We start from the raw sequence: 26,995 nt of genomic DNA on the forward strand, positions 1-26,995 counted from the left end.
CCCCCCCCCCCCCCCCCCCCCCCGGCGGGGCTGGATTTTGCTCGGGTGATCGTCGGCAAGGCGGGTTTGTGCGGGTCAACGTGGGCGAGGCTGGTTTTGCTCGGGTCGACCGCCGCGCGGGTGTCGTGCGGGTTGGCGGGGCCTCCGGGCTCACCTCCTCGGGGTCGGCGAGCGTACTCACCAAGTTTTGTGCGGGTCGGCCTCCGCCGATCCCCTGCGGGGGCGACCCTGCACCCCCACCCACGGACCACGCGAAGGTGGCCGGTACCCCCGCCGGGGGAAACACAGGTGCGGGACCCCGTACCGACGCGGCCGGGGAGGGCGGGGCCCCGGACGAGCGCACCCCGCCCGCATCGGCGCGGGCCGGACAGCGCAAGGGCGGCCGGTGGCCCGGGGCGGGCCCGGCCGCGGACGGGGCGGGGGAACCCGGGGGCCAGGTGCGCGGCCCCCGGGCCCACGGGCGGGTCAGCCCGTGTTGCGGAGGCCCGCCGCGACGCCGTTGACCGTCAGGAGGAGGGCCCGTGCCAGCAGCGGGTCCGCCGCGTCGCCCCGTTCCGCCGCTCCCCGCTGGCGGGCCAGCAGGGAGACCTGGAGGTAGGAGATCGGGTCGAGGTAGGCGTCCCGGATCGCGAAGGTCTGCTGGAGGACCGGGTTGGAGTCGAGGAGGCGTTCGCCGCCGGTGACCTTCAGGACCTCGCTCACGGTCAGGCGGTGTTCCGCCTCGATGGTGTCGAAGACGTGCTTCAGCTCGTCGGGGACGAGGGTGTCGACATAGTGGCGGGCGATCCGCAGGTCGGTCTTCGCGAGCGTCATCTCGACGTTGGCGATGAAGTTGCGGAAGAAGTGCCAGTGCTCGTGCATCTCGTCGAGGACGGTGTCGAGCCCGGCCTCGCGCAGGGCCTTCAGGCCGGAGCCCACGCCGAACCAGCCGGGCACGATCTGCCGGGACTGGGTCCAGCCGAAGACCCACGGGATCGCCCGCAGCCCGTCGAGGCCCGCGCCGCTGTCGGGGCGGCGGGAGGGCCGGGAGCCGAGGTGGAGGTCGGCGAGCTGGTCGACGGGGGTGGAGGCGAAGAAGTACGCGGGCAGGTCCGGGTCCTCGACCAGGCGCCGGTAGGTGTCGTGCGCGGCGTCCGAGACGGTGTCCATCGCCGCGTCCCAGCGGGACAGGGCCTCCACGGACTGGCGGGGCGCGGTGTGCAGCGCGGACGCCTGGAGCGTGGCGGAGACGGTCAGCTCCAGGTTCTCCCGGGCCAGGGAGGGGATGAGGTACTTGTCGGAGATGACCTCGCCCTGCTCGGTCACCTTGATCTCGCCCTCCAGGGTGCCCCAGGGCTGCGCCAGGATCGCGTCGTGGGTGGGGCCGCCGCCGCGGCCGACGGTGCCGCCGCGGCCGTGGAAGAGCCGCAGCCGTACGCCGTGGCGGTGGGCGACATCGCGCAGTCGCCGCTGGGCGCGGTGGATCTCCCACTGGGAGGTGGTGATGCCGCCGAACTTGGACGAGTCGGAGTAGCCGAGCATGACCTCCTGGACGTCGCCGCGGAGCGAGACGAGCCGCCGGTAGGAGGGGTCGGAGAGCATGCCGTCGAGGATGACGTCGGCGGCGCGCAGCTCGTCGGTGGTCTCCAGGAGCGGCACGATGCCGATCTTCGCCCAGCCGGCGTGGAGGTCGATCAGGCCGGCCTCGCGGGCGAGGACGGCGGCGGCGAAGACGTCGTCGGCGCCCTGGCACATCGAGATGATGTACGACTCGATGACCTCGGGCCCGAAGCGTTCGAACGCTTCCTTCACGGTGTGGAAGACGCCGAGGGTCTTGGCGCCGGCGGCGTCCAGGGGCGCCGGGGTGGAGGCCAGGGGCCGGCGGGAGCGCAGTTCCTTGGCGAGGAGCTTCTGCCGGTATTCGCGCGGCATGTCGGCGTACCGCCAGGACTCCTCGCCGAGCCGGTCGAAGAGCTGGCCGAGGGCGTGGTGGTGGGCGTCGGCGTGTTCGCGGACGTCCATGGTGGCGAGCTGGAGGCCGAAGGCGGCGAGGGTGCGGATGGTGCGGTCGAGACGCCCGTCGGCGAAGAGTCCGCCGCGGTGCTCGCGCAGGGAGGTCTGGATCAGGGTGAGGTCGGTGAGGAGTTCCGCGGTGCCGAGATAGTCGCGGCCGGGCTGGTGCGGGGTGCCCTTGGCGAGGCGTTCGCGGGTGTTGACCAGCTTCTGCTGGATGCAGGTGGCCTTGAGCCGGTAGGGCTCCTCCGCGTTGAGGCGCTTGTAGCGGGGGCTGATCTCCGGCAGCCGCTCCAGGTCGGTCTGGAGCGAGGTGAGGAGTTCGTCGGTGGCGCCGGTGTAGCGGATGGACTGGGAGAGCTGTCCGCGCAGGGCGTCGATGAGGGCGAGGGCGTCGGTGATGCCGTGCTCGTGCTGGAGGATCAGCACCTCGCCGGTGACGGCGGGGGTGACGTTGGGGTTGCCGTCGCGGTCGCCGCCGATCCAGGTGCCGAAGGTCAGCGGGCGGGTGCCGGCGGGCAGCTCGACGCCGATGCGTTCGAGTTCGGCGGCGAGGTCCTCCAGGACGTCGCCGACGGCGTCGGCGTGCAGTTCGTCCAGGTAGTAGATGGCGTTGCGGGCCTCGTCGGCCGGTTCGGGACGGACGACGCGCAGCTCGTCGGTCTGCCAGATGAGGTCGATGTTCTCGGCGAGCCGGAGGTCGACGCGGCGCCGGTCGGAGGGGACGGCGGGCCCGTCGAGGAGTTCGGCGATGCGGCGGAGCTTGTTGAGGACGGAGCGCCGGGCGGCCTCGGTGGGGTGCGCGGTGAAGACGGGCCGGACGTTGAGGTTGCGCACGGTCTCGCGCAGGTGCTCGGGGTCGGCGTCCTTGAGCCGGTCGGCGGTGCGGGCGAGGAGGCTGCCCTCGGCGGCGCGGAGCCGGCGCAGTTCGTGGCCCCGGTGCACCTGCTCGGTGACGTTGGCGAGGTGGAAGTAGGTGGAGAAGGCGCGGACCAGCTTGGCCGCGGTCTCCAGGTCGGTGTCGCCCAGCAGCTCGGCGGCGGACTCCCCGTCGCTGCGGGTCAGGGCCCGTACGCGCTCCACGAGTTCGAGCAGTTCGGGCCCTTCCTGCCGGGCGATGGTCTCGCCCAGGAGGTCGCCCAGTCGGCGGATGTCGGCACGGAGTTCGGCGCTGGCCGTGGGTGTCTGGTCGGCACTGCTCACAGGTGCGGCTCCTTGCAGTGTTTGAGCACGTCTGGAGGGGTACTGGAGGCTGCGGACCGCGCTGTCCGACGAGACCCAGGATAGGTCTCCGGCGTGCGGTACTCGCCCGCAGGGCCCTTGCCGGGGCGGCGGCCGCTGACATACTGGCGTCGCCCAAGGTCACAGGCCGCTGGCTCGGAGTGATCTTCCTTCTTTACAGGGACTCCTTCATGACAACAAGCCCGGATGTGGTCGAGGTCGGGGATCGGACCGGGGGGCTGCCGTCCGCGACGCTCGGCGGGGACAGCAAAGGGTCCGTCGAGCAGCTGGCGCTGGCCCTCTTCATCATGGTGCCCTTCCTCGCCGTGGTGGCGGCGGTGCCGCTGGCCTGGGGCTGGGGAGTGAGCTGGCTCGATCTGGGGCTGCTGGTGGGGATGTACTTCCTCGGCTGTCACGGGATCACGATCGGCTTCCACCGCCACTTCACCCATGGCGCCTTCAAGGCGCGGCGGCCGCTGCGGATCGCGCTGGCGGTGGCGGGGTCGCTGGCGGTGGAGGGTCCGCTGGTGCGCTGGGTGGCGGATCACCGCAAGCACCACCGCTTCTCGGACGCGGAGGGCGACCCGCATTCGCCGTGGCGGTACGGGGAGAGCGTGCCGGCGCTGCTGAAGGGGCTGTGGTGGGCCCATATGGGCTGGATGTTCGACAAGGAGCGGACCCCGCAGCACATCTACGCGCCGGATCTGATCAAGGACCCGGCGCTGCGGCGGATCTCCCGGGACTTCCTCTGGTGGACACTGCTGTCGCTGGCGATCCCGCCGCTGGTCGGGGGCGTGGTGACATGGTCGTGGCAGGGCGCGGCCACGGCGTTCTTCTGGGGTTCCCTGGTGCGGGTGGCGCTGCTGCACCATGTGACGTGGTCGATCAATTCGATCTGTCACGCGGTGGGCCGCCGTCCGTTCCGGTCCCGGGACCGCTCGGGGAACGTGTGGTGGCTGGCGGTGCTGTCGTGCGGTGAGTCCTGGCACAACCTGCACCACGCGGACCCGACGAGCGCCCGGCACGGGGTGCTGCGGGGCCAGGTGGACTCCAGTGCGCGGGTGATCCGCTGGTGCGAGCGGCTGGGCTGGGCGTACGACGTGCGCTGGCCGAGCCGGGCCCGGATCGAGTCCCGGCGCGTTGCCGCACCGTCCGACACGGCATGATGGGAGATGTGGCGACCGACGGCAGCAGTAATGGAACCCCCGAGAAGACCCGGCCCACCCGGCGGACCCGCCGGGTGCGGATGACGGGCGCGGAGCGCCGTGAGCAGCTGCTGGACATCGGCCGGACCCTCTTCGCCGAGAAGGGTTTCGAGGGCACGTCGGTGGAGGAGATCGCCGCGAAGGCGGGTGTGTCCAAGCCGGTGGTGTACGAGCACTTCGGCGGCAAGGAGGGCCTGTACGCGGTGGTGGTCGACCGCGAGATGCGCCAGCTGCTGGAGGGGGTGACGGGGGCGCTGACCGCCGGGCATCCCCGGGAGCTGCTGGAGCAGGCCGCGTTCGCGCTGCTCGACTACATCGAGCGGTACACGGACGGGTTCCGGATCCTGGTGCGGGATTCGCCGGTGGCCCAGTCGACGGGGACGTTCGCCTCCCTGATCAGCGATATCGCCACGCAGGTCGAGGACATTCTCGGGATGGAGTTCAAGAACCGGGGCTTCGACCAGAAGCTGGCGCCGCTGTACGCGCAGGCGCTGGTGGGGATGGTGGCGCTGACCGGCCAGTGGTGGCTGGACGCCCGCCGCCCGAAGAAGGCGGAGGTCGCCGCGCATCTGGTGAATCTGGCGTGGCACGGTCTGGACGGTCTGGAGCCGAAGCCCCGGTTGATAGGGCACCGGAAGAACTGACACCCGGGTTCGGGGCCCGGATCACCCAGTGGGTTCCAGGAACTCCAGGCGGTTGCCGACCGGATCGACGCAGTGGAAGCGGCGCTGCCCGGGGAGCGCGGTGTCCCAGACGATGTCGGTACCGGCCGCCCGGACCGCCGCGGCCACGGCGTCGATGCCGGTGACCCGCAGCGCGGGATGGGCCTTGGCGGACGGGCGGTGCTCCCGCTCGATGCCCAGGTGGAGCTGGACCGTCCCGGACGCGAACCAGCAGCCGCCACGGCCGGCGAGCGCGGGCGGCTTGGGGATCTCGGTCATCCCCAGCACCCCGGCGTAGAACGTGCGCAGCCGCTCCTCCGAGCCGGGCGGCGCGGCCAGCAGGACATGATCGAAGCCCGTGATCGTCATCGTGTTCCCGCCCGCTCCGCGACAGCGAAGATCCTGCGGAACGGGAAGACCGTGCCCGCGGGACCCGGCGGGTACGCGGCCCGCAGCCCCTCGGCCAGCTCGCCCAGGAAGGCGTCGGCCGCCGCCCGGTCCTCGCCCAGCTCGGTCAGGAGCGGGCGCAGCACCGTGCCCTTGATCCAGTCGAGTACCGGGTCGTCGCCGGTGAGCAGCTGGAGGTAGGTGGTCTCCCAGACGTCGGCGGTCAGGCCCAGCTCGACCAGGCGGGTCAGGTACTCGGCGGGTTCGCGGACGGAGGCGACGACGCCGTGGTCGCCGACGCGGTCCCGCCAGCGGGGGTCGGCGGCCAGCGCGGCGACGAGGGTGTGGCTGGGGGCGGCGAAGTTCCCGGGGACCTGGAAGGCGAGGACGCCGCCGGGGGCGAGCGCTGCGGCCCAGCGGCCGAGGAGTGCGGTGTGGCCGGGGACCCAGTGCAGGACGGCGTTGGAGACGATCAGGTCGTACGGGCCGTCCGGGGTCCATTCGAGGGCGTCGCCCTCCTCGAAGTCGAGCCGTCCGCCGCCGGGCGTGGGCCCGCCGTGGGCGGTGCGGGCGTGGGCGACCATCTCGGGGGAGTTGTCGAAGCCGGTGATCAGGGCGTCGGGCCAGCGGCCGGCGAGCAGGGCGGTGACATTGCCGGCGCCGCAGCCGATGTCGGCGATCCGCAGGGGCCGGACCGTTTCACCCGCACGGGAGCGGGGCGGCTCGGGGATCCGGGCGAGCAGGTCGAGGAAGGGCCGGGTGCGGTGCCCGGAGTGCCGGAGGTACTGCGCGGGGTCCCAGGTGGGCGGGGTGGCTGACGCGGCCGATGACATGGCGGACGGGCCTCTCGGTGCGGGGAATCCCAGTACAGGAATCCCGGTGAATCCCCGTGCGGGGAACGACGGCCGTTCACATGGGGAGAACGGCGACGGTTCCCACGGGAAAAAGGGCGTGAGGGCAGGAAGAAGCCGGGCAGACGCCCTCTTCCGTCCCTCGGGCACCATCGTGCGCCGGAAGTATCTTGACGTCAAGAGACTTCACGTCGACAGACCAACTACACTGATCGTCATGGAGGACGAGGTCGATCGACTGGTCGCGGCATGGCGCCGGGAGCGCCCCGACCTCGACGTGGAACCGCTGGAAGTGCTGAGCCGCGTCTCACGGCTCGCACGGCACCTCGACCGCGCCCGCAGGCTGGCCTTCTCCGAGCATCAGCTCGAACCGTGGGAGTTCGACGTCCTGACGTCGCTGCGCCGCGCCGGGGACCCGTACCAGCTCTCCCCCGGCCAGCTGCTCACCCAGACACTGGTCACCTCGGGCACCATGACCAACCGCATCGACCGGCTCGCCAAGAAGGGCCTCGTGGAGCGGCTGCCCGACCCCAGCGACCGGCGCGGGGTACTGGTCCGGCTCACCCCGGAGGGCAGGGACCGGGCGGATCTGGCCCTGGCCGGACTGCTCGACCAGGAGCGGGCCATCCTCGCCCGGCTCTCCCACGCCCAGCGGGCCGAACTGGCGGCCCTGCTACGCGAGCTGACCGCCCCGTTCGACAACATCCCCGGCTAGGTCGACCGGGCCCACCCCCGCGCGGCGGGCCAGCGCCACCGCCGCCAGCGTGGAGTGCACCCCCAGCTTCCCCAGCACGTTCTGCATATGGGTGCGGACCGTGTGCGGGGAGAGGAAGAGCCGCTCGGCGACCGCCTTGCGGCCCAGGCCCGCCACCATGCACCGCAGCACCTCCCGCTCGCGCGGGGTCAGCGACTCCACCAGCCGCTCGCTCTCGGTGCGGTGCTTGCGCGCGGCCGTCAGCTCCCGCAGTACGCCGGTGAGCAGCGCGGGCGGCAGATGCGTCTCGTCCCGCAGCACCCCCCGGATCACGGCCAGCAGCCGCTGGAGCGAGCAGTCCTTGGCGACCCAGCCCGAGGCCCCCGCCTGGAGCGCGAGCGCGGCCCGGCGCGGGTCGTCCTTCTCGGCGAGCACCACCGTACGGACGGCCGGGTACGCCGAGCGGACCCCGGCGACCAGGCTGATCCCGTCGACCAGCCCCTCGCCGCCGTCGTCGGGCACCGCGCGGGCGACCGGCACCCGGGGCGACTGCGGGTGGACCCCGCCGCCGCCGAGGTCCGCGTCGACCAGCATCACGTCGAAGCCGCGCCCGTCGGCGAGGGCCCGCTCAAGACAGCGCAGCGCCGCCGGGCCGCTGCCCGCCGCCGCCACCTCGACATCCGGCTCGGCCGCCAGAGCGGCGGCGAGGGACTCGGCGAAGATTCGGTGGTCGTCCACCACCAGGACCCGGATACGGATCACAGACACCCCCTGGTTCGGAGGACGGATGACGCGGGTACGGCGCCCGGGAGCGGGACCGTGCGCGCGGCCGCCGCCGCGTCACACTGCTACCCCGCCCCGGGCGTCGTACCCGACTGATCTCGCCCCCTGATAAACACCGGCCCCCACCGGTGCTGAGCATCAGAGTACGGGCGGTGGACGGCAGGGGAAGGCTATTTGCAGAACTGTTTGCCTGCTGTGTGCAAGGTGGGCCTGAAGTTTTCCTTTGGGACACAAGTCCACAGAGATCCACAAGCCGAACTCCAGGAAGAGCGTGCTCCGCTCAGGACAGACGGCGTGCGCCCCCGGCGGGCCGCGCGGACCGGACCACCGGCGCACGGAAGCTCGCCTCCGCAAACGCGTGCTCCACCGCGCCGGTCACGGCCGCCGCCGTGCCCGCCCGGGCGAGCACGACCGCCGACCCCCCGAAACCGCCGCCCGTCATCCGCGCCCCCAGCGCCCCGGCGGCCAGCGCCGCCGACACCACCAGGTCCAGTTCCGGGCAGGAGACGCGGAAGTCGTCCCGCAGCGAGGCGTGCCCCTCGGTGAGCAGCGGCCCGACAGCCCGCGCGTCACCCGCCGCCAGCGCCGCCGCCACCCGCTCCACCCGCCGGTTCTCCGTGACGACATGACGGGTCAGCCGCCGCTGCTCCGGGTCGGCGAGCCGCTCCAGCGCGGCCGGCAGCTCCTCGTACCCGATGTCCCGCAGGGCCGGTACGCCGAGGGCGGCCGCCGCCGCCTCGCAGCCCGCGCGCCGCCGGCCGTACGCACCGGTGCTGTGCGCGTGCGTGACCCGGGTGTCGAACAGCAGCAGCGTCAGGCCGGCCGCCGCGAGGTCCAGGGGCAGGGGCCGCCGGGACAGGTCCCGGGTGTCCAGGAGCAGCGCGTGGCCCTCCGTACAGCAGGCGGACGCCATCTGGTCCATGATCCCGGTGGGTGCCCCGGCGTACGCGTTCTCCGCCCGCCGGGACAGCAGTGCCAGCTCGCTCCGGTCCGCGTCCAGTTCGTACAGGTCCCGCAGGGCGAGTGCGGTGACCACCTCCAGCGCGGCGGACGAGGAGAGTCCGGCGCCCGCCGGGAGGGTCGAGGTGTAGTGCAGTTCCGCGCCGCCGACCCGGTGGCCCGCCGCGCGCAGCGCCCACACCACACCCGCCGGGTAGTCGCTCCAGCCGCGCGGCCCGTGTCCGGGGGCGAGGTCGGCGACGCGCAGGTCGACGGCCTCGCGGCCGGGTCCGGCGCCGGTGGAGCGCAGCCTCAGGACGCCGTCGTCCCGGCGCCGGGCCTCGGCGACGACGGTCAGCGGCAGCGCGAAGGGCATCACCAGGCCGTCGTTGTAGTCGGTGTGCTCGCCGATGAGGTTGACCCGGCCCGGGGCCTCCCATATGCCCGCACTCCTGCCTGCGCCGGTGCTCGCGCTCACGCGAACCGGCCCTGGGCGAACTCCCACGCGTCGGAGACGATCGCGGCGAGCGCGGGCCGCCGGGGCGCCCAGCCGAGCCGGTCCCGGGCGACGGCGGCGGACGCCACCAGGACCGCCGGGTCGCCCGCCCGGCGCGGGGCGGCGGTCTCCGGCACCGGGCGGCCGGTGACCCGGCGCACGGTGTCGATGACCTCCCGTACCGAGAAGCCGCTGCCGTTGCCCAGATTGCAGATCAGATGCTCCCCCGGCCGGGCCGCGTCCAGCGCCAGCAGATGGGCCTCGGCGAGGTCGGCGACATGGATGTAGTCCCGTACGCAGGTCCCGTCGGGTGTCGGATAGTCGTCCCCGTAGACGGCGACCGAGGCCCGGCGGCCGAGCGCCACGTCGAGCACGAGCGGGATGAGATGGGACTCGGGGTCGTGCCGCTCGCCCTGCCGGCCCGCGGCGCCCGCCACGTTGAAGTAGCGCAGGGAGACCGCCGCGAGCCCGTGGGCCGCCGCCTCGCCGCCGATCATGTGGTCGACGGCCAGCTTGGTCGCGCCGTACGGATTGGTGGGGGCCGTCGGGTCGGTCTCGGCGACCGGGGTACGGGCCGGCTCGCCGTAGGTCGCCGCCGTCGAGGAGAAGACCAGGGTGCGCACGCGGGCGGCCCGCATCGCCGACAGCAGCGCCATGGTGCCGCCGACGTTGTTCTCCCAGTACTTCTCCGGGTGCGTGACGGACTCCCCGACCTGCGAGAACGCCGCGAAGTGCAGGACGGCGCCGTAGGAGTGGTCGAGCCATTTGGCGGCGTCGCGGATGTCGCCCTCGATGAACTCGGCGCCCTCGGGGACGCCCTCCCGGAAACCGGTGGAGAGATTGTCCAGGACCGTGACCCGGTGGCCCGCCGCCAGGAGCCGCTGTGCCACCACCCCGCCCACATACCCCGCCCCACCGGTCACCAGGAACTTGTTCATGCGCTCGCTGCCTCCCGCAGTCGCCGTGCCGCGGTCTCCGGCGGCACGTCATTGATGAACACACTCATGCCCGACTCCGAACCGGCGAGGAACTTCAGCTTGCCGGGAGTGCGTCGGACGGTGAAGAGCTCCAGATGGAGCGCGAGGTCCTCCCGTCCCGGCGCCCGGAACGGGGCCTGGTGCCAGGCCGAGACATAGGGCGTCGGCGGCTGTCCCTCGCCGAAGACCCGGTCGAAGCGGACCAGCAGCTCCAGATAGACCCCGGGGAACTCGGCGCGGGCCACGTCGTCCAGCTCGCGCAGGTCCGCGACGCGCCGCCGGGGGTAGAGATGGACCTCGTACGGCCAGTGCGCGGCGTACGGGACGAAGGCCAGCCAGTGCGCGGCGGCCAGGACCACCCGCTCGCCGGCCGCGCGCTCCCGCTCCACCACGTCGTCGAAGAGGTTGCGGCCGGTGCGCCGCCGGTGGGCGGCGGCCGAGCCGAGCATCAGCCGGGTGCGCGGGGTGACGAAGGGGTACGCGTAGATCTGGCCGTGCGGATGGCCGAGGGTGACGCCGATCTCGGTGCCCCGGTTCTCGAAGCAGAAGACCTGTTCGACGCCGGGCAGGGCGGCGAGTTCGGCGGTGCGGTCGGTCCAGGCGGCGAGGACGAGCGCGGTCCGCTCCTCGCCGAGACCGGCGAAGGAGGCGTCGTGGTCGGGGGTGAAGCAGACGACCTCGCAGCGGCCCAGCTCCCCGGCGAAGGAGGGGAAGCGGTTCTCGAAGACGACGACGTCGTAGTCGTCGGCCGGGATCTCGCTGAGCCGGCCGCCGCGCGAGGGGCAGAGCGGGCACTCGCCGGGGGGCGGCCGGTAGGTGCGGTCCTGCCGGTGGGCGGCGACGGCGACCGTGTCCCCGAGCAGCGGATCGTGCCGGATCTCGGTCCGGGGGGCGGCGGGGGCGAGCGGCCGGAGGTCGACGGCGTCGCGGACGGCGTCGTCCCGGGAGTCGTAGTAGAGCAGTTCACGACCGTCGGCGAGCCGGGTCGACGTCTTCTTCACACGAGACTCCCTCACCCTCCTCCAACATAACCGCACACAACAAACCATGACTCAACAGCCCAGTCAACAGCCCAGCCATGGGGCCACCGAAGAGGCTGTATTCATGACGAACACGCCTATATCTACTCATGGTTCGGAGGGCGGACGACCGAATATCGCGCGCGCCGCGCGGGGGAGCGTCCGGAGGAACGCAGGGGGACACGACCGCGCGTGGGGGCGCGTGCGGTTACGGGAGAGCGTGTGCGAACGCGGTGGGACGCGCGGACGGGTCCGGGCAGGCGTCACCGGTCGGACGGCTGCGAGAGATACGGCGTACGAAAGGTACGGCGTGCGAGAGGTACGGCTGCGAAAGGTACGGCCGCGGACAGGGAGTACGGGGGTACGGGGGTCAGCGCTCCGGGAGCCGGGAGATCCGGGCCAGGGGCGCCGCCGCCGTCGCCGCCCGGTCCAGCAGCCCCGTCCGCGCGGCGAGCGCCGCCGCCTCCAGCCGGGACCCCACACCCAGCTTCATCAGCACCCGCTGCACATGGGTACGGGCGGTGCTGGGCGCGATCCCCATGCCCGCCGCGATCAGCCGGGTGTCCTCGCCCTCGGCGACCCGCACCAGGACCTCGACCTCGCGCGGCGTGAGCAGCCGCAGCAGCCGCTGCCCCTCGTCGTCGGGTTGCGCCACCGGGTTCAGCAGCTCCGCGAACGCGCCCTGGAGCAGCGCGGGCGCCACCACCGCCTCACCGGCGCGGGCCTTCATCATGGCCCGCTCCACGCCCTCGATCCGCTCGTCGTGGCGGACATAGCCGGAGGCGCCCGCCGCGAACGCGGCCGCGATCCCCCGGGGGCTGGGCACCGGCCCGAGGACCACCACCGCCACCTGGGGCCGCTCCCGTTTGATCTTCACCACCGGGTCGAAGGCGCCCGGTTCGGCCGGCGCCGCCGTGCCCAGCAGACAGACCTCGGGGGCCCTGCTGACCACGAGATCGGCCGCGCCCGCGGCCGGAGCCGCCGCCGCGAGCACCCGGTGCCCGCGCAGCTTCAAGGCCGACGCGAGCGCTTCCGCGAGCAGTCGGTGATCGTCGACCACCATGAGCCGCACGCCCATCGAGAAAACCCCTCCCCCGCTGTACTGGCCCCCGGCCCTGCCCCGGCAAGCTACACGCTTGTTCGACTGTGCGCCGCCACAACCCGGCAGAAGTCCCCCATCGTGCGGAATCAGCTGGGGAACGGGAACAGTTATGACCACTCCATGACCAACGCATGACCAGGGCCCGGTATATCGGAGTACCGATATACCGGGCCCAAGGTTCGACCGTAGCGAGAAAATCAGTCGGCGGTCGTATAGGCCAGAATCAGCTGCTTGTCCTGCCCGGTGTGCTTGTTCATCAGAGTGGCGCTCAGATAGAGCCGGCCCCGGTGGTAAAGGATGTCGTCGCCCGCGTTCGCGAAGCGGCTCTCCGCCTCCCGGGTCCTGCGGTCGGCCGGGTTCCGCATCAGCGTCGTCGGCGCGAAGGTGGCCCCGTCCACGCTGACCACCTGGCCACCGGCCGTGTACGACGGTGTCCGGTACGCGATGACATCACCGCCGTCCATCCGCAGCGGGAAGATCATGTGCCGGTCGCCCGCCGCCAGCCGGTCGCTGGTCGGCTTTCCGGTGGCGAGGTCGTACGAGACCAGGTCGTTGGTATTGCTGAATCCCGGCTCGGAGTCGCCCTCGCGTTCGACGGTCGGGAGATAGACCCGGCCGTTGCCGACGGCGATCCCCCGGCAGCTCTCCACCTCGGTGACACCGCACTCGGCCGCGAACGTCTCGCCGGCGGCCGAAATCCGGGCCAGCTGCCGTCCCTTCCCGTCCACCGAGAAGAGATCGGAGAATCCGGCCGACCCGGCGGTGTCGCCCAGATCGGCCGCGACCACGAGCGGTTCGGCCGAGACGACGCTCGCGTTGTCGGCGCCGTCGGGCAGCCGGTACGACACCAGCGGCCGGCCGCCGGCCGGGTCGACGCGCTGCACGGTGAGCCGGGGCCGGGACGGCTCGCCGCACTGGCGGACCGCGACCAGCGCCGGGCCGCCCGCGTACCCCCGGTCGTAGCAGTTGTCGGAGCCGACCACGGGCTTCCAGCGGACGGCGCCGGTCGCCAGGTCGAAGGCGGCGCCGCCGGAGGTGCCGCCCGCCGCGACCGTGTTCCCGCTCTGCGTCACCTCGGCGAAGGCGACCTTCGCGTCGCCGCCGGTCGTACTCGTGACGGAAGCGCTCCACAGCAGTTCGCCGGTGTGCAGGTCGACCACGCCGACCTCGGTGCAGGGCTGGAAGAAGCGGGGCGCGGCGCGCGGGGCGGCCTCGAAGACGACGGCCGTCCGGCCGTCCGCCGACTGGTGGCGGGAGGCGGCGCAGACCTGGCCGGGGAGCCGGAGCGTCCAGGCGGCGGCGCCGTCCGGCCCGTATCCGGCGAGCGAGCGGATCCCGGGCTTGACGAACAGTTCGTCGGTGGCCCAGGAGCCCCCGACGTCGGTGATGTCCTCGACGCGGGGCTCGGGGAGGGTGAAGGCGACCCTGGCCGCGGTGTCGGCCGGCGGCTTCTCCCGGCCCTGCCCGCCGGGGGCGCCGTCGCCGTTCTTCCCGTCGCCCCCGGGGCGCTCCGCCTCGTCCCCGGGGCGCTCCGCCGCCGTGGTCCCGCCGCCGTCCCGCGCGCCGGAGTACCAGACGCCCGCGCCGACGATCGTCGCCATGGCCGCGACCGCCGCGACGACGATCAGCCGCCGGGTCCTGCGGCCGTCACGGGGCCGCCCGCCGGGGGGCGGGGGCTGCGGGCCGCCGTACAGGACCCCGCCCGGCGGGGGGTGTCCGTACGGCACGGGCTGCTGCGGCGGGCCGAATCCCGGGGGCGGCGGTGGCTGCGTCATGGCGTACGTACCTCTGGGGGTTCGGCCCGCCGGCGGAAGGGGACGGGGCTGGGGGCGGGAGGGTCAGCGGGTCACGGCCATCATGGTCGGCGTCCGCCGCTCCTCCGTGTCGTCGCGGGCGCTGATCCGGCCGCCGGCGATGAGGAACGTGCCGTCCTGGTAGACCAGGCGCGGGCGGTAGAAGCCGGACTCGGTGCGCGCGGTGGCGTCCTGGAGCTTGAGCAGCGTCCTCGGCGCACCCCCGCCGGGTGCGACGGTCGTCAGCTCCCCGCCCCGGTCGTAGCCGGGCTCCCGGTACGCGAGGACGTCGGAGCCCTCCATCCGCAGCGGCATCAGGGTGCTCTCGCCGCCCGACGGCGTGCGCCACTTCGGCTTTCCGCTGTCGAGGTCGAAGGCGACGATCTCGTTGGGGCCGCCGGGGCGGTCCGGCTGGGTGGCCAGGTAGAGGGCGCGGTCGTCGGCGGCGACGCCGATACAGCCCTCCAGATGCTCGCCGAGGACGACGAAGTTGCCGCCGCAGCGCGGCTGGAAGCGGTCGGCGCCGCCCTGGATCCGGGAGCGTTCGGTGCCCCGGTCCGTGAGCGCGACGACCCCCCACTTCTTCTCCCGGGTCTGCTTCAGCGAGACGACGACAGGGTCCGCCGAGAAGACCTTCTCGACCTCCCAGCCCTCGGGCGCGCTGTAGGTCCACTTCGCCCGGCCGGTCTCCGGGTCGAGTTCCTGGAGCCGGTGCCGGGGCTTGTCCAGGTCGGTGCTGGGGCAGTTGGCGGCGGCGAGCAGCCGGGGCCCGCCCGCGAACGCGAACGGCTTGCAGCCGGTGGCGGGGCCCGCGAAGAGCTGCCGGCCGTCGGTCAGCGAGAAGCCGAAGGAGTTGCCGAGGCCGGCGGCGCCCAGGGTGTTCCCGCTGATGGTGAGCGTGAAGTCGGTGAGGGAGCCGAAGCCGGCGCCGGGCTTGAGGGTCCTCTCCCAGCCCACCTCGCCCGTCCGCAGGTCGATCATCCGCAGGCGGAGGCATTCGGCCCGCTCGCCGGTGCCGTCCTTGACGCCGACGACGACCTTGCCGTCGTCGGACGCGTGGAAGGTGGCGGAGCAGATGTCCGTATCGAACGGGATCGTCCACTTCTTCCGGCCGTCGGTCCGGGAGACGCCGGTGACCTGCCGGTACACGGCGCGGACGACGGTGTCCCCGGCGACCCAGGGGCCGAAGGCGTCGACGCCGCTGCGGGGCAGGTCGACGTCGTTGACGGTGACGAAGGAGACCTTGGCCTCGCCGTCCTTGCGGCCCTCGTCGAGAGTGCCGGGCGCGGCGCCGCCGGAGCCCTCCCCGCCGGTGGACGCGGTGGGCGCGGGCCCACCGGACCGGCCCGCCTCGCTCCCCTTGTTCCCGCCGTCGCCGTCGCCGCCGCCGCCGGAGAGGGCCAGATAGGTGCCGCCGCCGACCACGAGCAGCGCGGCGACGGCCCCGGCGACGATCACGCCCGCCCGGCCCCGGAGCCCCTTGCGGCCGCCGGACGGGGGCTGCGGGGCGGGGGTGTACGGGAAGGGCTGCGGTGCGCCGTACGGGCCCTGCTGGCCCGGGACCGGGCCCGGGCCCGGCGGGACCTGGCCGTACGCGGTGCCGCCGTACCCGGACGGGCCGTACGGGGACGGTACGGAGGGTACGGACGGTGCCTGGCCGTAGGGGGTCTGGCCGTACGAGGCGGGATCGTACGGGCCCTGGGCGTACGGTCCGGGCAGCGTCGGGAGCCGGTGCCACGGATCGCCCTGCGGCACGGGGGGTGTCTGCGGCTGCGCGCCGGAACCGTACGGACCGGAGCCGTACTGGCCGGAGCCGTACGGTTCCGCGTACCCGTCGAACTGCTGCTGATGCGGCTGCCCCTGCGGCTGCTCGTACGGCTGGGGCTGGGGCTGCGGCTCGGGCTGCGGCTCGGGCCGCCCGTCGGCGTACGGCGCGTACCCCTGCCCGTCCGGAGCGACGAACAGCGTCGGCGTGTACCCCCCGTCCGGGGAACCCGGATCCGGCAGGTCCGCCTGATCCGCCGGATCGACGCGCGGGTCCGCCGGATGTCCCGCCCGGGGGTCGGCGGGCGACCCCGGCGGCGGCCCCTGCGGGGGTTCCTGCGGGGCGCCGAAGCCCCCCTGCGGTGGCCGGCTGGGCGGCTGGGACATCAGCGCGTCCCCTTTCCCACGGGCCGCTGCCCGAACGGCCTCCCCCGCTGTTCCGGCGGGCGGCGCTCCCCCCGGAGGCGATCCCCCCGAAGAGCTGCCGCCCTACCGGTAAGGAGCGTTTTCGGACATCGATCCCGCGTGTTCACGTCACTCGGAGCGGGGTTTCTTTCTATCACCCGGCCGCTGACCGGCCCCGGTCCGTCCGGCGGACGGGCAGCCGGGCGGGCAGCCGGAGGGGCCGGGGCCCGCCGCTCAGGCGTCCTCGGCCAGCTCCAGCCAGCGCAGCTCCAACTCCTCGCGCTCGCCCGCCAGTTCCCGCAGCTCCGCGTCGAGCCCGGCGACCTTCTCGAAGTCCGTGGCGTGCTCCGCGATCCGGTCGTGCAGCACGGTCTCCTTCTCGGAGATCTTGTCGAGCCGGCGCTCGATCCGGGACAGCTCCTTCTGCGCGGCGCGGGCCTCCCCCGCCGACTTGGCCTTCACCACGGGCGCGGCCGGCACCGGGGCCGCCGCCTCGATCATCCGCTGCCGCCGCTCCAGGTACTCGTCGATCCCGCGCGGCAGCATCCGCAGGGCGGCGTCGCCGAGGAGGGCGAAGACCCGGTCGGTGGTCCGCTCCAGGAAGAACCGGTCGTGGGAGATGACGACCATCGACCCGGGCCAGCCGTCGAGCAGGTCCTCCAGCTGGGTCAGGGTCTCGATGTCGAGGTCGTTGGTGGGCTCGTCCAGGAAGAGCACGTTCGGCTCGTCCATCAGCAGCCGCAGCAGCTGGAGCCGGCGCCGCTCACCGCCGGAGAGGTCGGAGACCGGCGTCCACTGCTTCTCCTTGACGAAGCCGAACTGCTCGCAGAGCTGGCCCGCCGTCATCTCCCGGCCCTTGCCGAGGTCGACCCGGTCCCGGATCTGCTGCACGGCCTCCAGCACCCGCAGGGACCCGGGCAGCTCGGTCACGTCCTGCGAGAGATAGGCGAGCCGTACGGTCTTGCCGACCACGATCCGGCCCTCGGCGGGCTGGATCTCGCCGTCGCTGCGCGCGGCGTCCGCGAGGGCCCGCAGCAGCGAGGTCTTGCCCGCGCCGTTCACCCCGACCAGGCCGACCCGGTCGCCGGGGCCCAGCTGCCAGGTCAGATGCTTCAGCAGCAGCTTGGGCCCGGCCTGGACGCCGACGTCCTCCAGGTCGAACACCGTCTTGCCGAGGCGGGCGTTCGCGAACTTCATCAGCTCGCTGGTGTCCCGGGGCGGCGGCACATCGGCGATCAGCTCGTTGGCCGCCTCGATCCGGTAGCGCGGCTTGGAGGTACGGGCGGGGGCGCCGCGCCGCAGCCAGGCCAGCTCCTTGCGGACCAGGTTCTGCCGCTTGGTCTCCTCGGTGGCGGCGATCCGCTCCCGCTCGGCGCGGGCGAAGACGTAGTCGCTGTAGCCGCCCTCGTACTCGTAGACCGCACCGCGCTGCACGTCCCACATGCGGGTGCAGACCTGGTCCAGGAACCAGCGGTCGTGGGTAACGCACACCAGCGCGGAGCGGCGGGCCTGGAGGTGGCGGGCGAGCCAGGCGATGCCCTCGACGTCGAGGTGGTTGGTGGGCTCGTCCAGGACGATCAGGTCCTGGTCGGCGATGAGCAGCTTCGCGAGTGCGACCCGGCGGCGCTCACCGCCGGAGAGCGGGGCGATGACGGTGTCCAGGCCCTGCGGGAAGCCGGGCAGGTCGAGCCCGCCGAAGAGGCCGGTGAGCACATCGCGGATCTTGGCGTTCCCGGCCCACTCGTGGTCCGCGAGATCGCCGATGACCTCGTGCCGGACGGTCGCCTCCGGGTCCAGCGAGTCGTGCTGGGTGAGCACTCCGAGCCGCAGCCCGCCGCTCTGGGTCACCCGCCCGGTGTCCGGTTCCTCCAGCTTGGCCAGCAGTCTGATCAAGGTGGTCTTGCCGTCGCCGTTGCGTCCGACGACGCCGATGCGGTCGCCTTCGGAGACGCCGAGGGACACCCCGTCGAGGAGCGCACGGGTGCCGTACACCTTGCTGGCGGCCTCGACATTGACCAGGTTGACGGCCATTTTTCTCCATGCTGCTGCCGGGTACGGGATCGGCCTTCCAGAGTAGTCCGCTCCCGTGGTCCCTCCGTCCGCGAGCCCCGGGCGGGGGCTCGCGGACGGTACTCACCGGCTCTCGCCGATACGTGATCGGCTGGTGGAGGCGGGGTCAGAGGACCGTGGCGCCCGGGGCCGGCGAGGTGGCGACATGCGTGGCCAGGCAGGTCCCGGAGGCGTCCAGCGCCCCGGCGACCTCGGCGGCGGCCTCGGCCGACTTGGCCAGGAAGGCCGTGGTCGGCCCCGAGCCGGAGACCAGGGCGGCGAGCGCGCCCCCCGCGAGCCCCGCGTCGAGCGTCGCGGCGAGCGAGGGCCGCAGCGACAGCGCCGCCGGCTGGAGATCGTTGACGAGGGCCGCGCCCAGGGCGGCGGCGTCCCCGGCGCCCAGGGCGTCGAGCAGCGGCTCGGACGCGCGCGGCGCGGGCACCCGGGCCCCCGCGTGGAGCCGGTCGAACTCGCCGTACACCGCCGGGGTCGAGAGCCCGCCGTCCGCGACGGCGAAGACCCAGTGGAAGTCGCCGCCGACCGGCAGCGGGGTCAGCCGCTCACCGCGCCCGGTGCCCAGCGCCGCGCCGCCGGCCAGGCTGAACGGCACATCGCTGCCGAGTACGGCGCACAGCTCCAGCAGCTGGGCCTGCGAGGAGCCGAGCCCCCACAGGGTGTCGCAGGCCAGCAGCGCGCCCGCGCCGTCGGCGCTGCCGCCCGCCATGCCCCCGGCGACGGGGATCGCCTTGGCTATGTGGATATGGACATCGGGGGCGATGCCGTGCCGCTCGGCGAGGAGCAGGGCGGCCCGCGCCGCGAGATTGGACTCGTCGAGGGGGACCTTCGCCGCGCCCGCCCCCTCGCAGGTGATGGTCAGCCGCTCCGCCGGGCGGACGGTGACCTCGTCGTAGAGGGACACCGCGAGAAACACATTGGCCAGGTCGTGGAAGCCGTCAGGCCGCGCACCCCCCACCGCCAGCTGGATGTTGACCTTCGCCGGTACCCGTACCGTGACGCCGCTCAAGCCTTCGCCTCCGCGATCCGTGCGAATTCCTCCACCGTCAGGGATTCCCCACGGGCCTGCGGGGAGATCCCGGCGGCCACGAGGGCCGCCTCCGCCGCCGCGGGCGATCCCGCCCAGCCCGCGAGGGCGGCACGCAGCGTCTTGCGGCGCTGCGCGAACGCCGCGTCGACCACCGCGAAGACCTCCGCCCTGGTGGCCGTGGTCTTCGGCGGATCCCGCCTGACCAGCGACACCAGGCCGGAATCGACGTTCGGCGCGGGCCAGAACACATTACGCCCGATCGATCCGGCGCGCTTGACCTCCGCGTACCAGTTCGCCTTGACCGACGGCACTCCGTACACCTTGTTCCCCGGGCTCGCCGCCAGCCGGTCGGCGACCTCGGCCTGCACCATCACCAGCGTGCGTTCGATGGTGGGGAAGCGGGCGAGCATGTGGAGCAGCACCGGCACGGCGACGTTGTACGGGAGGTTCGCGACCAGCGCGGTCGGCGGCGGGCCCGGCAGCTCCTCCACGAGCATGGCGTCGGCGTGCACCAGCGCGAAGCGGGGGGCCCGCTCCGGCAGCCGGGACAGGATCGTGGTGGGCAGCGCGGCGGCCAGGACGTCGTCGATCTCGACGGCGACCACCCGGTCGGCGGCCTCCAGGAGCGCCAGGGTCAGCGAGCCGAGACCCGGGCCGACCTCGACGACGACGTCGTCCGCGCGGACCCCGGCCGTCCGGACGATCCGGCGGACGGTGTTCGCGTCGATGACGAAGTTCTGGCCGCGCTGCTTGGTGGGGCGTACGCCCAGGGCGGCGGCCAGCTCGCGGATGTCGGCGGGGCCGAGGAGGGCGGCCGTGTCGCCGGAGTCGGCACTGGTGTCGTCGGGCGCGGCGGCGTCGGAGGCGTCGGTGGGGTCAGTGGTGCTCACCGACACAGCCTACGGGTGCTCAGCGGAAGAGCGTGCGGCCGCAGTGCGGCCAGGGCGCGGCGCCCCGGCGCTGGTAGAGCCGCTTCGCCCGGTGGGTCTGTTCGGCGGCGGGGGCGTCCTGCGGGCGGCCGCTGCCACCGAGGGAGCGCCAGGTTCCGGTGTCGAACTGGTAGAGGCCGCCGTGGGTGCCGGTGCCGTCCACCGCGCCGGGCCGGCCGCCGGACTCGCACTGGGCGAGCGCGGCCCAGTCCAGCCCGTCGGGGGAGAGGGCGGCGGCCCGGGGCGCGGGGCCGGTGCCGACCCGCACCCGGTGTGCGACGGGGGCCCTGACCTGCTCGTCGGCGACCTGCCGGGGCCGCTGGCGGACCCCGTTGACGGTGCGCAGTTCGTAGGTGACCCGCCGCAGACCGGGGCTGCCCTGCCGGTCGACGGTCTCGGTGCCGGCGCTCAGCGCGGCGTCGGGGACGCGGATCACGTCGTACGGGACCGACTCCTCGCGGACCTCCCGGTAGCCGGTGACCCGCAGCACGGTGACGGTCTCGCCGTCGCGGGGGAAGCCGCCGAGGGGGACGGAGGTGACGTCCCAGCCGCGCAGGACGATCCCGGCCTCGGTGAGGGCCTGGCCGACGGTGAGGGCGGTGGTGCGGACGGTTTGGGCACGGCCGTCGGCGCGGAAGGTCACGGCCCGTTCGGTACGGACCTCCAGGGCCAGGCCGGAGCGGGGGACGGGGCGGGAGCGGGGGACGGAGATCTGGGCGCCGCGGAGGGGGATCCCCAGCCCGCGCAGGGCGCCGCCGACGGTGCGGGCGGTGGTCCACACCTGGGCGCGGTGTCCGTCGAGGGTGAGGGCGAGGGGCCTGCCGTACTGGACGGTGATCTCGTCGCCGCTGGTCAGGTCGGTGGCGGGGGTGGGCGCGACCTGGTCGTGGGAGCCGGTGCGCAGCCCCTGTGCCGCCAGCAGTTCGCCGACGTCGTCGGCGAAGGTGTGGAGGGTGCGGGTGCGGCCGTCGACGGTGAGCCGGACGGCCTTGTCGCCGGCGACGAAGGCGGCGGTGCCGCCGGCGAGGACGGCGATGACCAGGGCCTGGGGGAGCAGCCGGCGCAGTCCTCCGCCGTCGGAGGAGGGGGAGGAATGGATCAGGACCTTGCGGCGGGGGGCGCGGTGGGCGGCCGCGCGTCTTCGGGGCTCGGGCTCGGACAGGGGGCGGAAGGTGCCGAGGACGAGGCCGTCGTCACTGTCATCGGGACCGTCGGCCCGCTCCGGGGCCGGGGCAGGGGTCCGGGGTGGTGGTGCGTACGCGGTGGGGGCGGGGTACCAGGAGGACGCGGGATACGGCGGGTAGGGCGGGTACGGGGCGTACGGGGCGTACGCGGCATATCCGGGGCGGCCGGTGTACGCGGGGTACCAGGGGTGGGGGCGGCCCGCGTGTCCCTGGGCGGGCGGGGCCTGGCGCGGCACCGGGCGCTGCTGCCCGGCGAGGCGGGGGTCGCCGCCGGGGAAGGGGGGAGGGAAGGCGAGGGGGAACGGCGGCCAGAAGGGGTTGGCCCGCAGCGGGCGGCCGGGGTGCCCGGGGTGGGTCGCGTACCCGGGGTGGCCGGGGTGGCCGGGATGGCCTGGGTGGCCCGGGTGGGCCGCCGGGCCCGGCTGTCCGGGGCGGCCCGCGAAGGCGGCGGCGTAGGGACCGTACGGGCGGGGGTCGCGGGGGCCGTACCCGTCAGGGGGGTCATGGGGGTCGCGGGGGCCGTTCGGGTCGCGGAACTCCCCGGGGCCGTACCCGTCGCGGGGGTCATGCCCGTCGTGGAGGCCGCGGGGGCCCTGGGGGCCGTACCCGTCGTGGAGATCGCCGTCGTCCCCGGCGCGGAGCCCGCCGCCCCGCCCACTGCCGCCCGCCTGGCTCAGATCGGTCACGACCACGCTCCGTAGCTCCGGGTCCGGCCCGCTGAACGGCGGCCCGGACCCCGGGACCGTACCCGAGCGACGGTCACTCTCCCAAGCGGTTCGACTACTCGGCGTTGCGAACGGTACCCTTCCCCGCTCCGCGCTCCCGGCCTCCGGCGCACGCGACGGGCCCGCCCCGGCCCGCTCAGTAGTCGAACGCCGTCGCCGTGTTCGCCGCGATCGCCGCCGCGAGGGTGTCCTCGTCCAGCCCCTTCACCGCCGCCATCGCCCGCAGCGTCACCGGAATGAGATAGGGCGCGTTGGGCCGGCCGCGGTAGGGCGCCGGGGTCAGGAAAGGCGCGTCCGTCTCCACCAGGACGAGTTCGCGGGGCGCCACCACGAGCGCGTCCCGCAGCGGCGCCGCGTTCTTGAAGGTCACGTTTCCGGCGAAGGACATGTAGTAGCCCGCGGCCGCGCACTCCCGTGCCATTTCCGCGTCACCGGAAAAGCAGTGGAAGATCGTCCGCTCGGGCGCGCCCTCCTCGGCGAGAATGCGCAGCACGTCCGCGTGCGCCTCCCGGTCGTGAATGACGAGCGCCTTGCCATGGCGTTTGGCGATCTCGATATGGGCCCGGAAGGAGCGTTCCTGCGCGGCGACGCCCCCGGGCCCGGTGCGGAAGGTGTCGAGACCGGTCTCGCCGACCGCGCGGACCTGCGGCAGGGCCGCCAGCGCGTCGATCTCCGCCAGCGCCTCGTCGAGGGCGGCCTCGCCCCCGGCCTCGCGGGCCGTGCCCTGGCGGGACCAGTTGTCGGGGTCCCCGTGGACGATCCGGGGGGCCTCGTTCGGGTGCAGCGCGACCGCCGCGTGCACATTCGCGTGCTCGGCGGCGGTCCGCGCGGCCCAGTGGGAGCCCTTGAGGTCGCACCCGACCTGCACCACCGTGGCAACCCCCACCGCCGCTGCCCGCTCCAGCGCCTCCTCCACGGTGCCCGCCTGCATGTCCAGGTGGGTGTGGGAGTCGGCGACGGGGACCCGGAGCGGTTCGGGCAGCGGCGGTGGGGTGGACTTCGACGTCATGTAGCGATCCTACGAGGGGGCCGGGCCCGGCCCCCGGGCGCCCGTGGCGGCGCGGGCCTCAGCGCCGCTGGAAGGGGTGGAGCAGATCCGAGAGCCGCCAGTGGTGCTGCGGTCTGGAGGCGGCGTCCTCCCGGGCCGGGGCGCCGTCCACCGGGGTCTGCCCCTCCCCGGCCAGCGCCTCGGCGCCGATGGGCCCGGCGATGGGCGCGGGGCCCGTCTCCCGGAGCCCGCCCGCCCCCGGGGGCGCGGCGCCGGGGCGCGCCATGCGGTCCAGCACGGAGGAGACCTGTCCCGCCCGCATGATCCGTACGACGTGCCCGCCGCAGCTCACACAGGTGGGGCTCGACAGCGGTGAGGGCACCCGTTCGCCCTCCGCCCGGTAGACGACGTATTCACGGCCGTGGGCGTCGAGGTGGTGCTCTATTTGATACGACTGTTCCCAGCCGTAACCGCATCGCATACAGGCAAAGGCATATGCCTCGTGGACCTTGGCGGCGCCTGCGATCTCAGTCATGCCAGCTCCTCTCCACCTGATCCAGTGGACGCCCATTCCGGCGGGAGCGCATCAGCTTCAGCCGATAATTGAAGCGCTCTTTGGCCTTCCCATGCCCAATCGATTCCGGAGCCGGTCTGCGCTTTGCCTTCCACGGTAGCCCTTTACCGTTTCGGGGGACCTTCGGGGGAAAAAGCCGGGCCGGGGGGTACGGGGGCGGGCTCAGGCGGGGCCCTGGGCGTTCTTCGCCGCCACCACGGCGTCGAACACCGTCCGCTTGGGCACGCCCAGCTCGGCCGCGACGGCGGCGATGGCCTCCTTGCGGCGCTCGCCCGCCTCCTCCCGCACCCGGACCCGGCGGACCAGTTCCCCGGGCGTCACATCGGCCGGCCGGGTGGCGGTGACGCCCTCGACCACGATGGTGATCTCGCCGCGCACCTCGCCGGGTGCCGCCCACTCGGCCAGCTCCCCCAGGCTCCCGCGCCGGATCTCCTCGTACGTCTTGGTCAGCTCGCGGCAGACGGCGGCCCGGCGGTCGGCGCCGTAGGCCTCGGCCATCGCCGCCAGCGTCGCGGCCAGCCGGTGCCGGGACTCGAAGTAGACCTGGGTACGGCGCTCGGTGGCGTTCTCGCGCAGCCGGGCCAGAAGCTCGCCCTGCTTGCGCGGCGGGAAGCCCTCGAAGCTGAAGCGGTCGACGGGCAGCCCGGACAGGGCCAGCGCGGTGAGCACGGCGGACGGGCCGGGGACGGCCGTGACGCGGACACCGCGCTCCACGGCGGCGGCGACCAGCCGGTAGCCGGGGTCCGAGACGGAGGGCATCCCGGCGTCGGTGACGAGCAGCACCCGGCCCCCGCCGGCCAGGGTCTCGACCAGCTGCGGGGTCCGGGACACCTCGTTGACCTCGTTGTACGAGACGACGCGCCCCGAGGGGCGGACACCGAGGGCGTGGGTGAGCCGGCGCAGCCTGCGGGTGTCCTCGGCGGCGACCACGTCCGCACTGGCCAGCTCGGCGGCGAGCCGGGGCGGGGCGTCGGCGGGGTCGCCGATCGGGGTGCCGGCGAGGACCAGCAGCCCGGCGCCGTGCGCGGGGACGGGGCCGGGGGCCTGCCCGCCGGGCCCGCCGTGCGCCTCGTCCCCCTCGCCGTCCTCCTCGTAGCCGTCGTCCCCCTCAAAGGCCTCTGAGTCCTCGTAGGCGTCGGGGGCCCCGGCGCCGCCGGGAGTGTCGGAGGTGTCGGAGGCGTCGGAAGCGGGGGTGGTGCCGGAGGCATGCGCAGTGGTCACGTACCCCATTCTCCCAGGGCGCCGGCCCGGCCCACGGCCCCGCCCAACGCGCGCGAAGGGCCCTCGCACCCTCGGGGGCGGCACCTCGCACACGGACGTTCCCTACCATGGCGCGGGTGACCAGTACCGCGCCACAGACCGTCCAGGGCAGGGATGCCGGCCAGGAGCCCCCCGGCTGGCAGCAGCGGCTGCGCAGATTCGGCTACACGCCGCCGTCCGGGGCCGGGCTGCGCGAGCGCCTGGTCCCGCCCTACACCCGACCCTCCGAACGGCTCTGGCCGGTTTTCGGGATCGCCCCGGCGACGGCCGCGACCCTGGTCAGGCTCTCCGCCTGGCTGGGGCCGCTGCTGGTCGCCCTGGTCGCCGGCCTGCTGCGGTTCTGGAACCTGGGCAAACCGGACGCGGTGATATTCGATGAGACGTACTACGCGAAGGACGCGTGGGCGCTCGTCAACCAGGGGTACGAGGGCAACTGGCCCAAGGACGTCGACAAGGCGATCCTGAACGACCCCGCCACCGTCGCCGTCCCCACCGACCCCGGCTATGTGGTGCACCCGCCGGTCGGCAAGTGGGTGATCGGCCTCGGCGAGAAGCTCTTCGACTTCACGCCCTTCGGCTGGCGCTTCATGGTCGCGGTGCTCGGCACCCTGTCCGTGCTGATGCTCTGCCGGATCGGCCGCCGGCTCTTCCGCTCCACCTTCCTGGGGTGCCTGGCGGGGCTGCTGCTCGCCGTGGACGGACTCCACTTCGTCATGAGCCGGGCCGCCCTGCTCGACCTGGTGCTGATGTTCTTCGTGCTGGCGGCCTTCGGCTGCCTGGTGGTGGACCGGGACTGGGCGCGCGGGCGGCTCGCGGCCGCGCTGCCCGTGGACGACGACGGGGTGCTACGGCCGGACGCGGCGATCGCGGAGAGATTCCGCTTCGGCTGGCGGCCGTGGCGGATCGCGGCCGGTGTGATGCTCGGCCTCGCGGCGGGCACCAAGTGGAACGGCCTCTATGTGATGGCCGCGTTCTGTGTGATGGCACTGCTCTGGGACGCGGGCGCCCGGCGCACGGCGGGCGCGGTCCAGCAGTACCGGGCGGTGCTCCGCCGGGATGTGCTGCCCGCCTTCGTCTCCACCGTCCCGGTCGCGCTCGCCACCTATCTGGCGTCGTGGTCGGGGTGGTTCTTCACCAGGGGCGGCTACTTCCGGGACTGGGCGGACCACCGCTCCGGCCTCTCCCCCGACCATGTCTCCCTGCCCCTGCTGGGCCGGATCGACCTGCCGCAGTTCTCCATGGACTGGGTCCCGGCGGCGCTGCGCAGCTTCTGGCACTACGAGTCCGAGGTCTACAGCTTCCATGTGAATCTGAAGTCGGGGCACACCTACGAGTCGAATCCATGGAGCTGGATCGTCCTGGGCCGCCCGGTCTCCTACTTCTACGAGGACCCGGCGCCGGGCACCGGCGGCTGCCCGGCGGACGCGAAGGAGAAGTGCGCGAGCGAGGTGCTGGCGCTGGGGACGCCGCTGCTGTGGTGGGCCGCGTGCTTCGCCATCGCGTATGTGCTGTGGCGCTGGTTCTTCCGCCGGGACTGGCGGGCGGGCGCGATCGCCTGCGGGATCGCGGCGGGCTGGCTGCCGTGGTTCCTCTACCAGGAGCGGACGATCTTCCTCTTCTACGCGGTCGTCTTCGTGCCGTTCCTCTGTCTGGCGGTGGCGATGATGATCGGGGCGATGCTGGGGCCGGCCGGCTCGGACGAGCGGCGGCGGGCGGTCGGGGCGATCGCCTCGGGGGTCCTGGTGCTCCTGATCATCTGGAATTTCATCTACTTCCATCCGCTCTACACCGGGACCCCGATCCCCCTGGACGACTGGCGCGACCGGATGTGGCTGGACACCTGGGTCTGACCTGTCGTCACCACCGTTCCCGGGGGGGGGCGGGCCGGCGCGGGTCCGCCCCGGCGGCCGTTCCGGATCCTGTTCCGGATGCCGCTTCGGAGCCCGGACCG

The 26,995-nt window shown here is 73.7% G+C and carries 21 protein-coding genes; 4 read left to right on the plus strand and 17 right to left on the minus strand.

Features of this window, described 5'->3' with window-relative positions:
• Positions 1–465 precede the first annotated feature (465 nt).
• Positions 466–3,195: a phosphoenolpyruvate carboxylase gene (gene ppc / locus SYYSPA8_RS34165; protein WP_323451328.1), complete on the minus strand. Its 2,730-nt coding sequence runs from the start codon at positions 3,193–3,195 to the stop codon at positions 466–468.
• Between the two features lie 209 nt (positions 3,196–3,404).
• Here ppc and SYYSPA8_RS34170 point away from each other — a divergent pair, with 209 nt between their 5' ends.
• Both SYYSPA8_RS34170 and SYYSPA8_RS34175 read left to right on the plus strand, forming a co-directional pair.
• Positions 3,405–4,379, plus strand: coding sequence for an acyl-CoA desaturase (locus SYYSPA8_RS34170; protein ID WP_323451329.1), 975 nt, complete (start codon positions 3,405–3,407; stop codon positions 4,377–4,379).
• Positions 4,376–5,062, plus strand: a complete 687-nt coding sequence (locus tag SYYSPA8_RS34175; RefSeq protein ID WP_323451330.1) for a TetR/AcrR family transcriptional regulator — start codon at positions 4,376–4,378, stop codon at positions 5,060–5,062. Before SYYSPA8_RS34170 ends, SYYSPA8_RS34175 begins: the two co-directional genes overlap by 4 nt.
• Before the next feature lie 21 nt (positions 5,063–5,083).
• On the opposite strand, the gene SYYSPA8_RS34180 is transcribed toward SYYSPA8_RS34175, so the two are convergent.
• Together SYYSPA8_RS34180 and SYYSPA8_RS34185 are read right to left on the minus strand one after the other, a co-directional pair.
• Entirely contained in the window at positions 5,084–5,449 is a 366-nt protein-coding gene (locus SYYSPA8_RS34180; RefSeq protein ID WP_323451331.1) for a VOC family protein, read from the minus strand.
• Positions 5,446–6,300: a trans-aconitate 2-methyltransferase gene (locus SYYSPA8_RS34185; RefSeq protein WP_323451332.1), complete on the minus strand. Its 855-nt coding sequence runs from the start codon at positions 6,298–6,300 to the stop codon at positions 5,446–5,448. The genes SYYSPA8_RS34180 and SYYSPA8_RS34185 overlap by 4 nt, the downstream gene beginning before the upstream one ends.
• 235 nt (positions 6,301–6,535) lie before the next feature.
• On the opposite strand from SYYSPA8_RS34185, the gene SYYSPA8_RS34190 reads away from it, so the two are divergent.
• Positions 6,536–7,033 carry a MarR family winged helix-turn-helix transcriptional regulator gene (locus SYYSPA8_RS34190; protein ID WP_323451333.1) on the plus strand — a complete coding sequence of 166 codons (498 nt, stop codon included), beginning with the start codon at positions 6,536–6,538 and terminating at the stop codon, positions 7,031–7,033.
• On the opposite strand, the gene SYYSPA8_RS34195 is transcribed toward SYYSPA8_RS34190, so the two are convergent.
• The 14 genes from SYYSPA8_RS34195 to rsmI form a co-directional block, all read right to left on the minus strand.
• On the minus strand, positions 6,992–7,774 hold the full coding sequence (locus SYYSPA8_RS34195; RefSeq protein ID WP_323451455.1) for a response regulator transcription factor: 783 nt from the start codon (positions 7,772–7,774) through the stop codon (positions 6,992–6,994). The genes SYYSPA8_RS34190 and SYYSPA8_RS34195 overlap by 42 nt on opposite strands.
• Positions 7,775–8,075: 301 nt before the next feature.
• Positions 8,076–9,212, minus strand: coding sequence for a galactokinase (gene galK / locus SYYSPA8_RS34200; RefSeq protein WP_323451334.1), 1,137 nt, complete (start codon positions 9,210–9,212; stop codon positions 8,076–8,078).
• Positions 9,209–10,168, minus strand: a complete 960-nt coding sequence (gene galE / locus SYYSPA8_RS34205) for a UDP-glucose 4-epimerase GalE (RefSeq protein ID WP_323451335.1) — start codon at positions 10,166–10,168, stop codon at positions 9,209–9,211. The genes galK and galE overlap by 4 nt, the downstream gene beginning before the upstream one ends.
• The gene (galT, locus tag SYYSPA8_RS34210) at positions 10,165–11,208 is read right to left on the minus strand and encodes a galactose-1-phosphate uridylyltransferase (protein ID WP_323451336.1); all 1,044 of its coding nucleotides are present in this window, start codon (positions 11,206–11,208) and stop codon (positions 10,165–10,167) included. The genes galE and galT overlap by 4 nt, the downstream gene beginning before the upstream one ends.
• Positions 11,209–11,596: 388 nt before the next feature.
• Positions 11,597–12,304, minus strand: coding sequence for a response regulator transcription factor (locus SYYSPA8_RS34215; protein ID WP_323451337.1), 708 nt, complete (start codon positions 12,302–12,304; stop codon positions 11,597–11,599).
• Between the two features lie 221 nt (positions 12,305–12,525).
• Positions 12,526–14,103, minus strand: a complete 1,578-nt coding sequence (locus tag SYYSPA8_RS34220; RefSeq protein WP_323451338.1) for an outer membrane protein assembly factor BamB family protein — start codon at positions 14,101–14,103, stop codon at positions 12,526–12,528.
• 63 nt (positions 14,104–14,166) lie between these two features.
• The gene (locus SYYSPA8_RS34225) at positions 14,167–16,272 is read right to left on the minus strand and encodes an outer membrane protein assembly factor BamB family protein (RefSeq protein ID WP_323451339.1); all 2,106 of its coding nucleotides are present in this window, start codon (positions 16,270–16,272) and stop codon (positions 14,167–14,169) included.
• A gap of 252 nt (positions 16,273–16,524) precedes the next feature.
• Complete coding sequence (locus SYYSPA8_RS34230; RefSeq protein WP_323451340.1) at positions 16,525–18,321, minus strand: ABC-F family ATP-binding cassette domain-containing protein; 1,797 nt, start codon at positions 18,319–18,321, stop codon at positions 16,525–16,527.
• 145 nt (positions 18,322–18,466) lie between these two features.
• Positions 18,467–19,390, minus strand: a complete 924-nt coding sequence (locus SYYSPA8_RS34235; protein WP_407706152.1) for a 4-(cytidine 5'-diphospho)-2-C-methyl-D-erythritol kinase — start codon at positions 19,388–19,390, stop codon at positions 18,467–18,469.
• Positions 19,360–20,175 carry a 16S rRNA (adenine(1518)-N(6)/adenine(1519)-N(6))-dimethyltransferase RsmA gene (gene rsmA / locus SYYSPA8_RS34240; RefSeq protein ID WP_323451456.1) on the minus strand — a complete coding sequence of 272 codons (816 nt, stop codon included), beginning with the start codon at positions 20,173–20,175 and terminating at the stop codon, positions 19,360–19,362. Before rsmA ends, SYYSPA8_RS34235 begins: the two co-directional genes overlap by 31 nt.
• 118 nt (positions 20,176–20,293) lie before the next feature.
• The gene (locus SYYSPA8_RS34245) at positions 20,294–22,183 is read right to left on the minus strand and encodes a ubiquitin-like domain-containing protein (RefSeq protein ID WP_407706150.1); all 1,890 of its coding nucleotides are present in this window, start codon (positions 22,181–22,183) and stop codon (positions 20,294–20,296) included.
• A 175-nt stretch (positions 22,184–22,358) separates the two neighbouring features.
• Positions 22,359–23,231, minus strand: coding sequence for a TatD family hydrolase (locus tag SYYSPA8_RS34250; protein WP_323451342.1), 873 nt, complete (start codon positions 23,229–23,231; stop codon positions 22,359–22,361).
• Between the two features lie 58 nt (positions 23,232–23,289).
• Positions 23,290–23,745: a hypothetical protein gene (locus SYYSPA8_RS34255; protein ID WP_323451343.1), complete on the minus strand. Its 456-nt coding sequence runs from the start codon at positions 23,743–23,745 to the stop codon at positions 23,290–23,292.
• A gap of 201 nt (positions 23,746–23,946) precedes the next feature.
• A complete protein-coding gene (gene rsmI / locus SYYSPA8_RS34260; RefSeq protein WP_323451458.1) occupies positions 23,947–24,795 on the minus strand; it encodes a 16S rRNA (cytidine(1402)-2'-O)-methyltransferase in 849 nt (282 codons plus the stop codon).
• A 326-nt stretch (positions 24,796–25,121) separates the two neighbouring features.
• Between rsmI and SYYSPA8_RS34265 the strand changes: the two genes are divergently transcribed.
• A complete protein-coding gene (locus tag SYYSPA8_RS34265) occupies positions 25,122–26,894 on the plus strand; it encodes a dolichyl-phosphate-mannose--protein mannosyltransferase (RefSeq protein ID WP_323451344.1) in 1,773 nt (590 codons plus the stop codon).
• The last annotated feature ends 101 nt before the right edge of the window (positions 26,895–26,995 follow it).

This window comes from Streptomyces yaizuensis (genome assembly GCF_034961445.1).
Lineage (GTDB): Bacteria > Actinomycetota > Actinomycetes > Streptomycetales > Streptomycetaceae > Streptomyces > Streptomyces yaizuensis.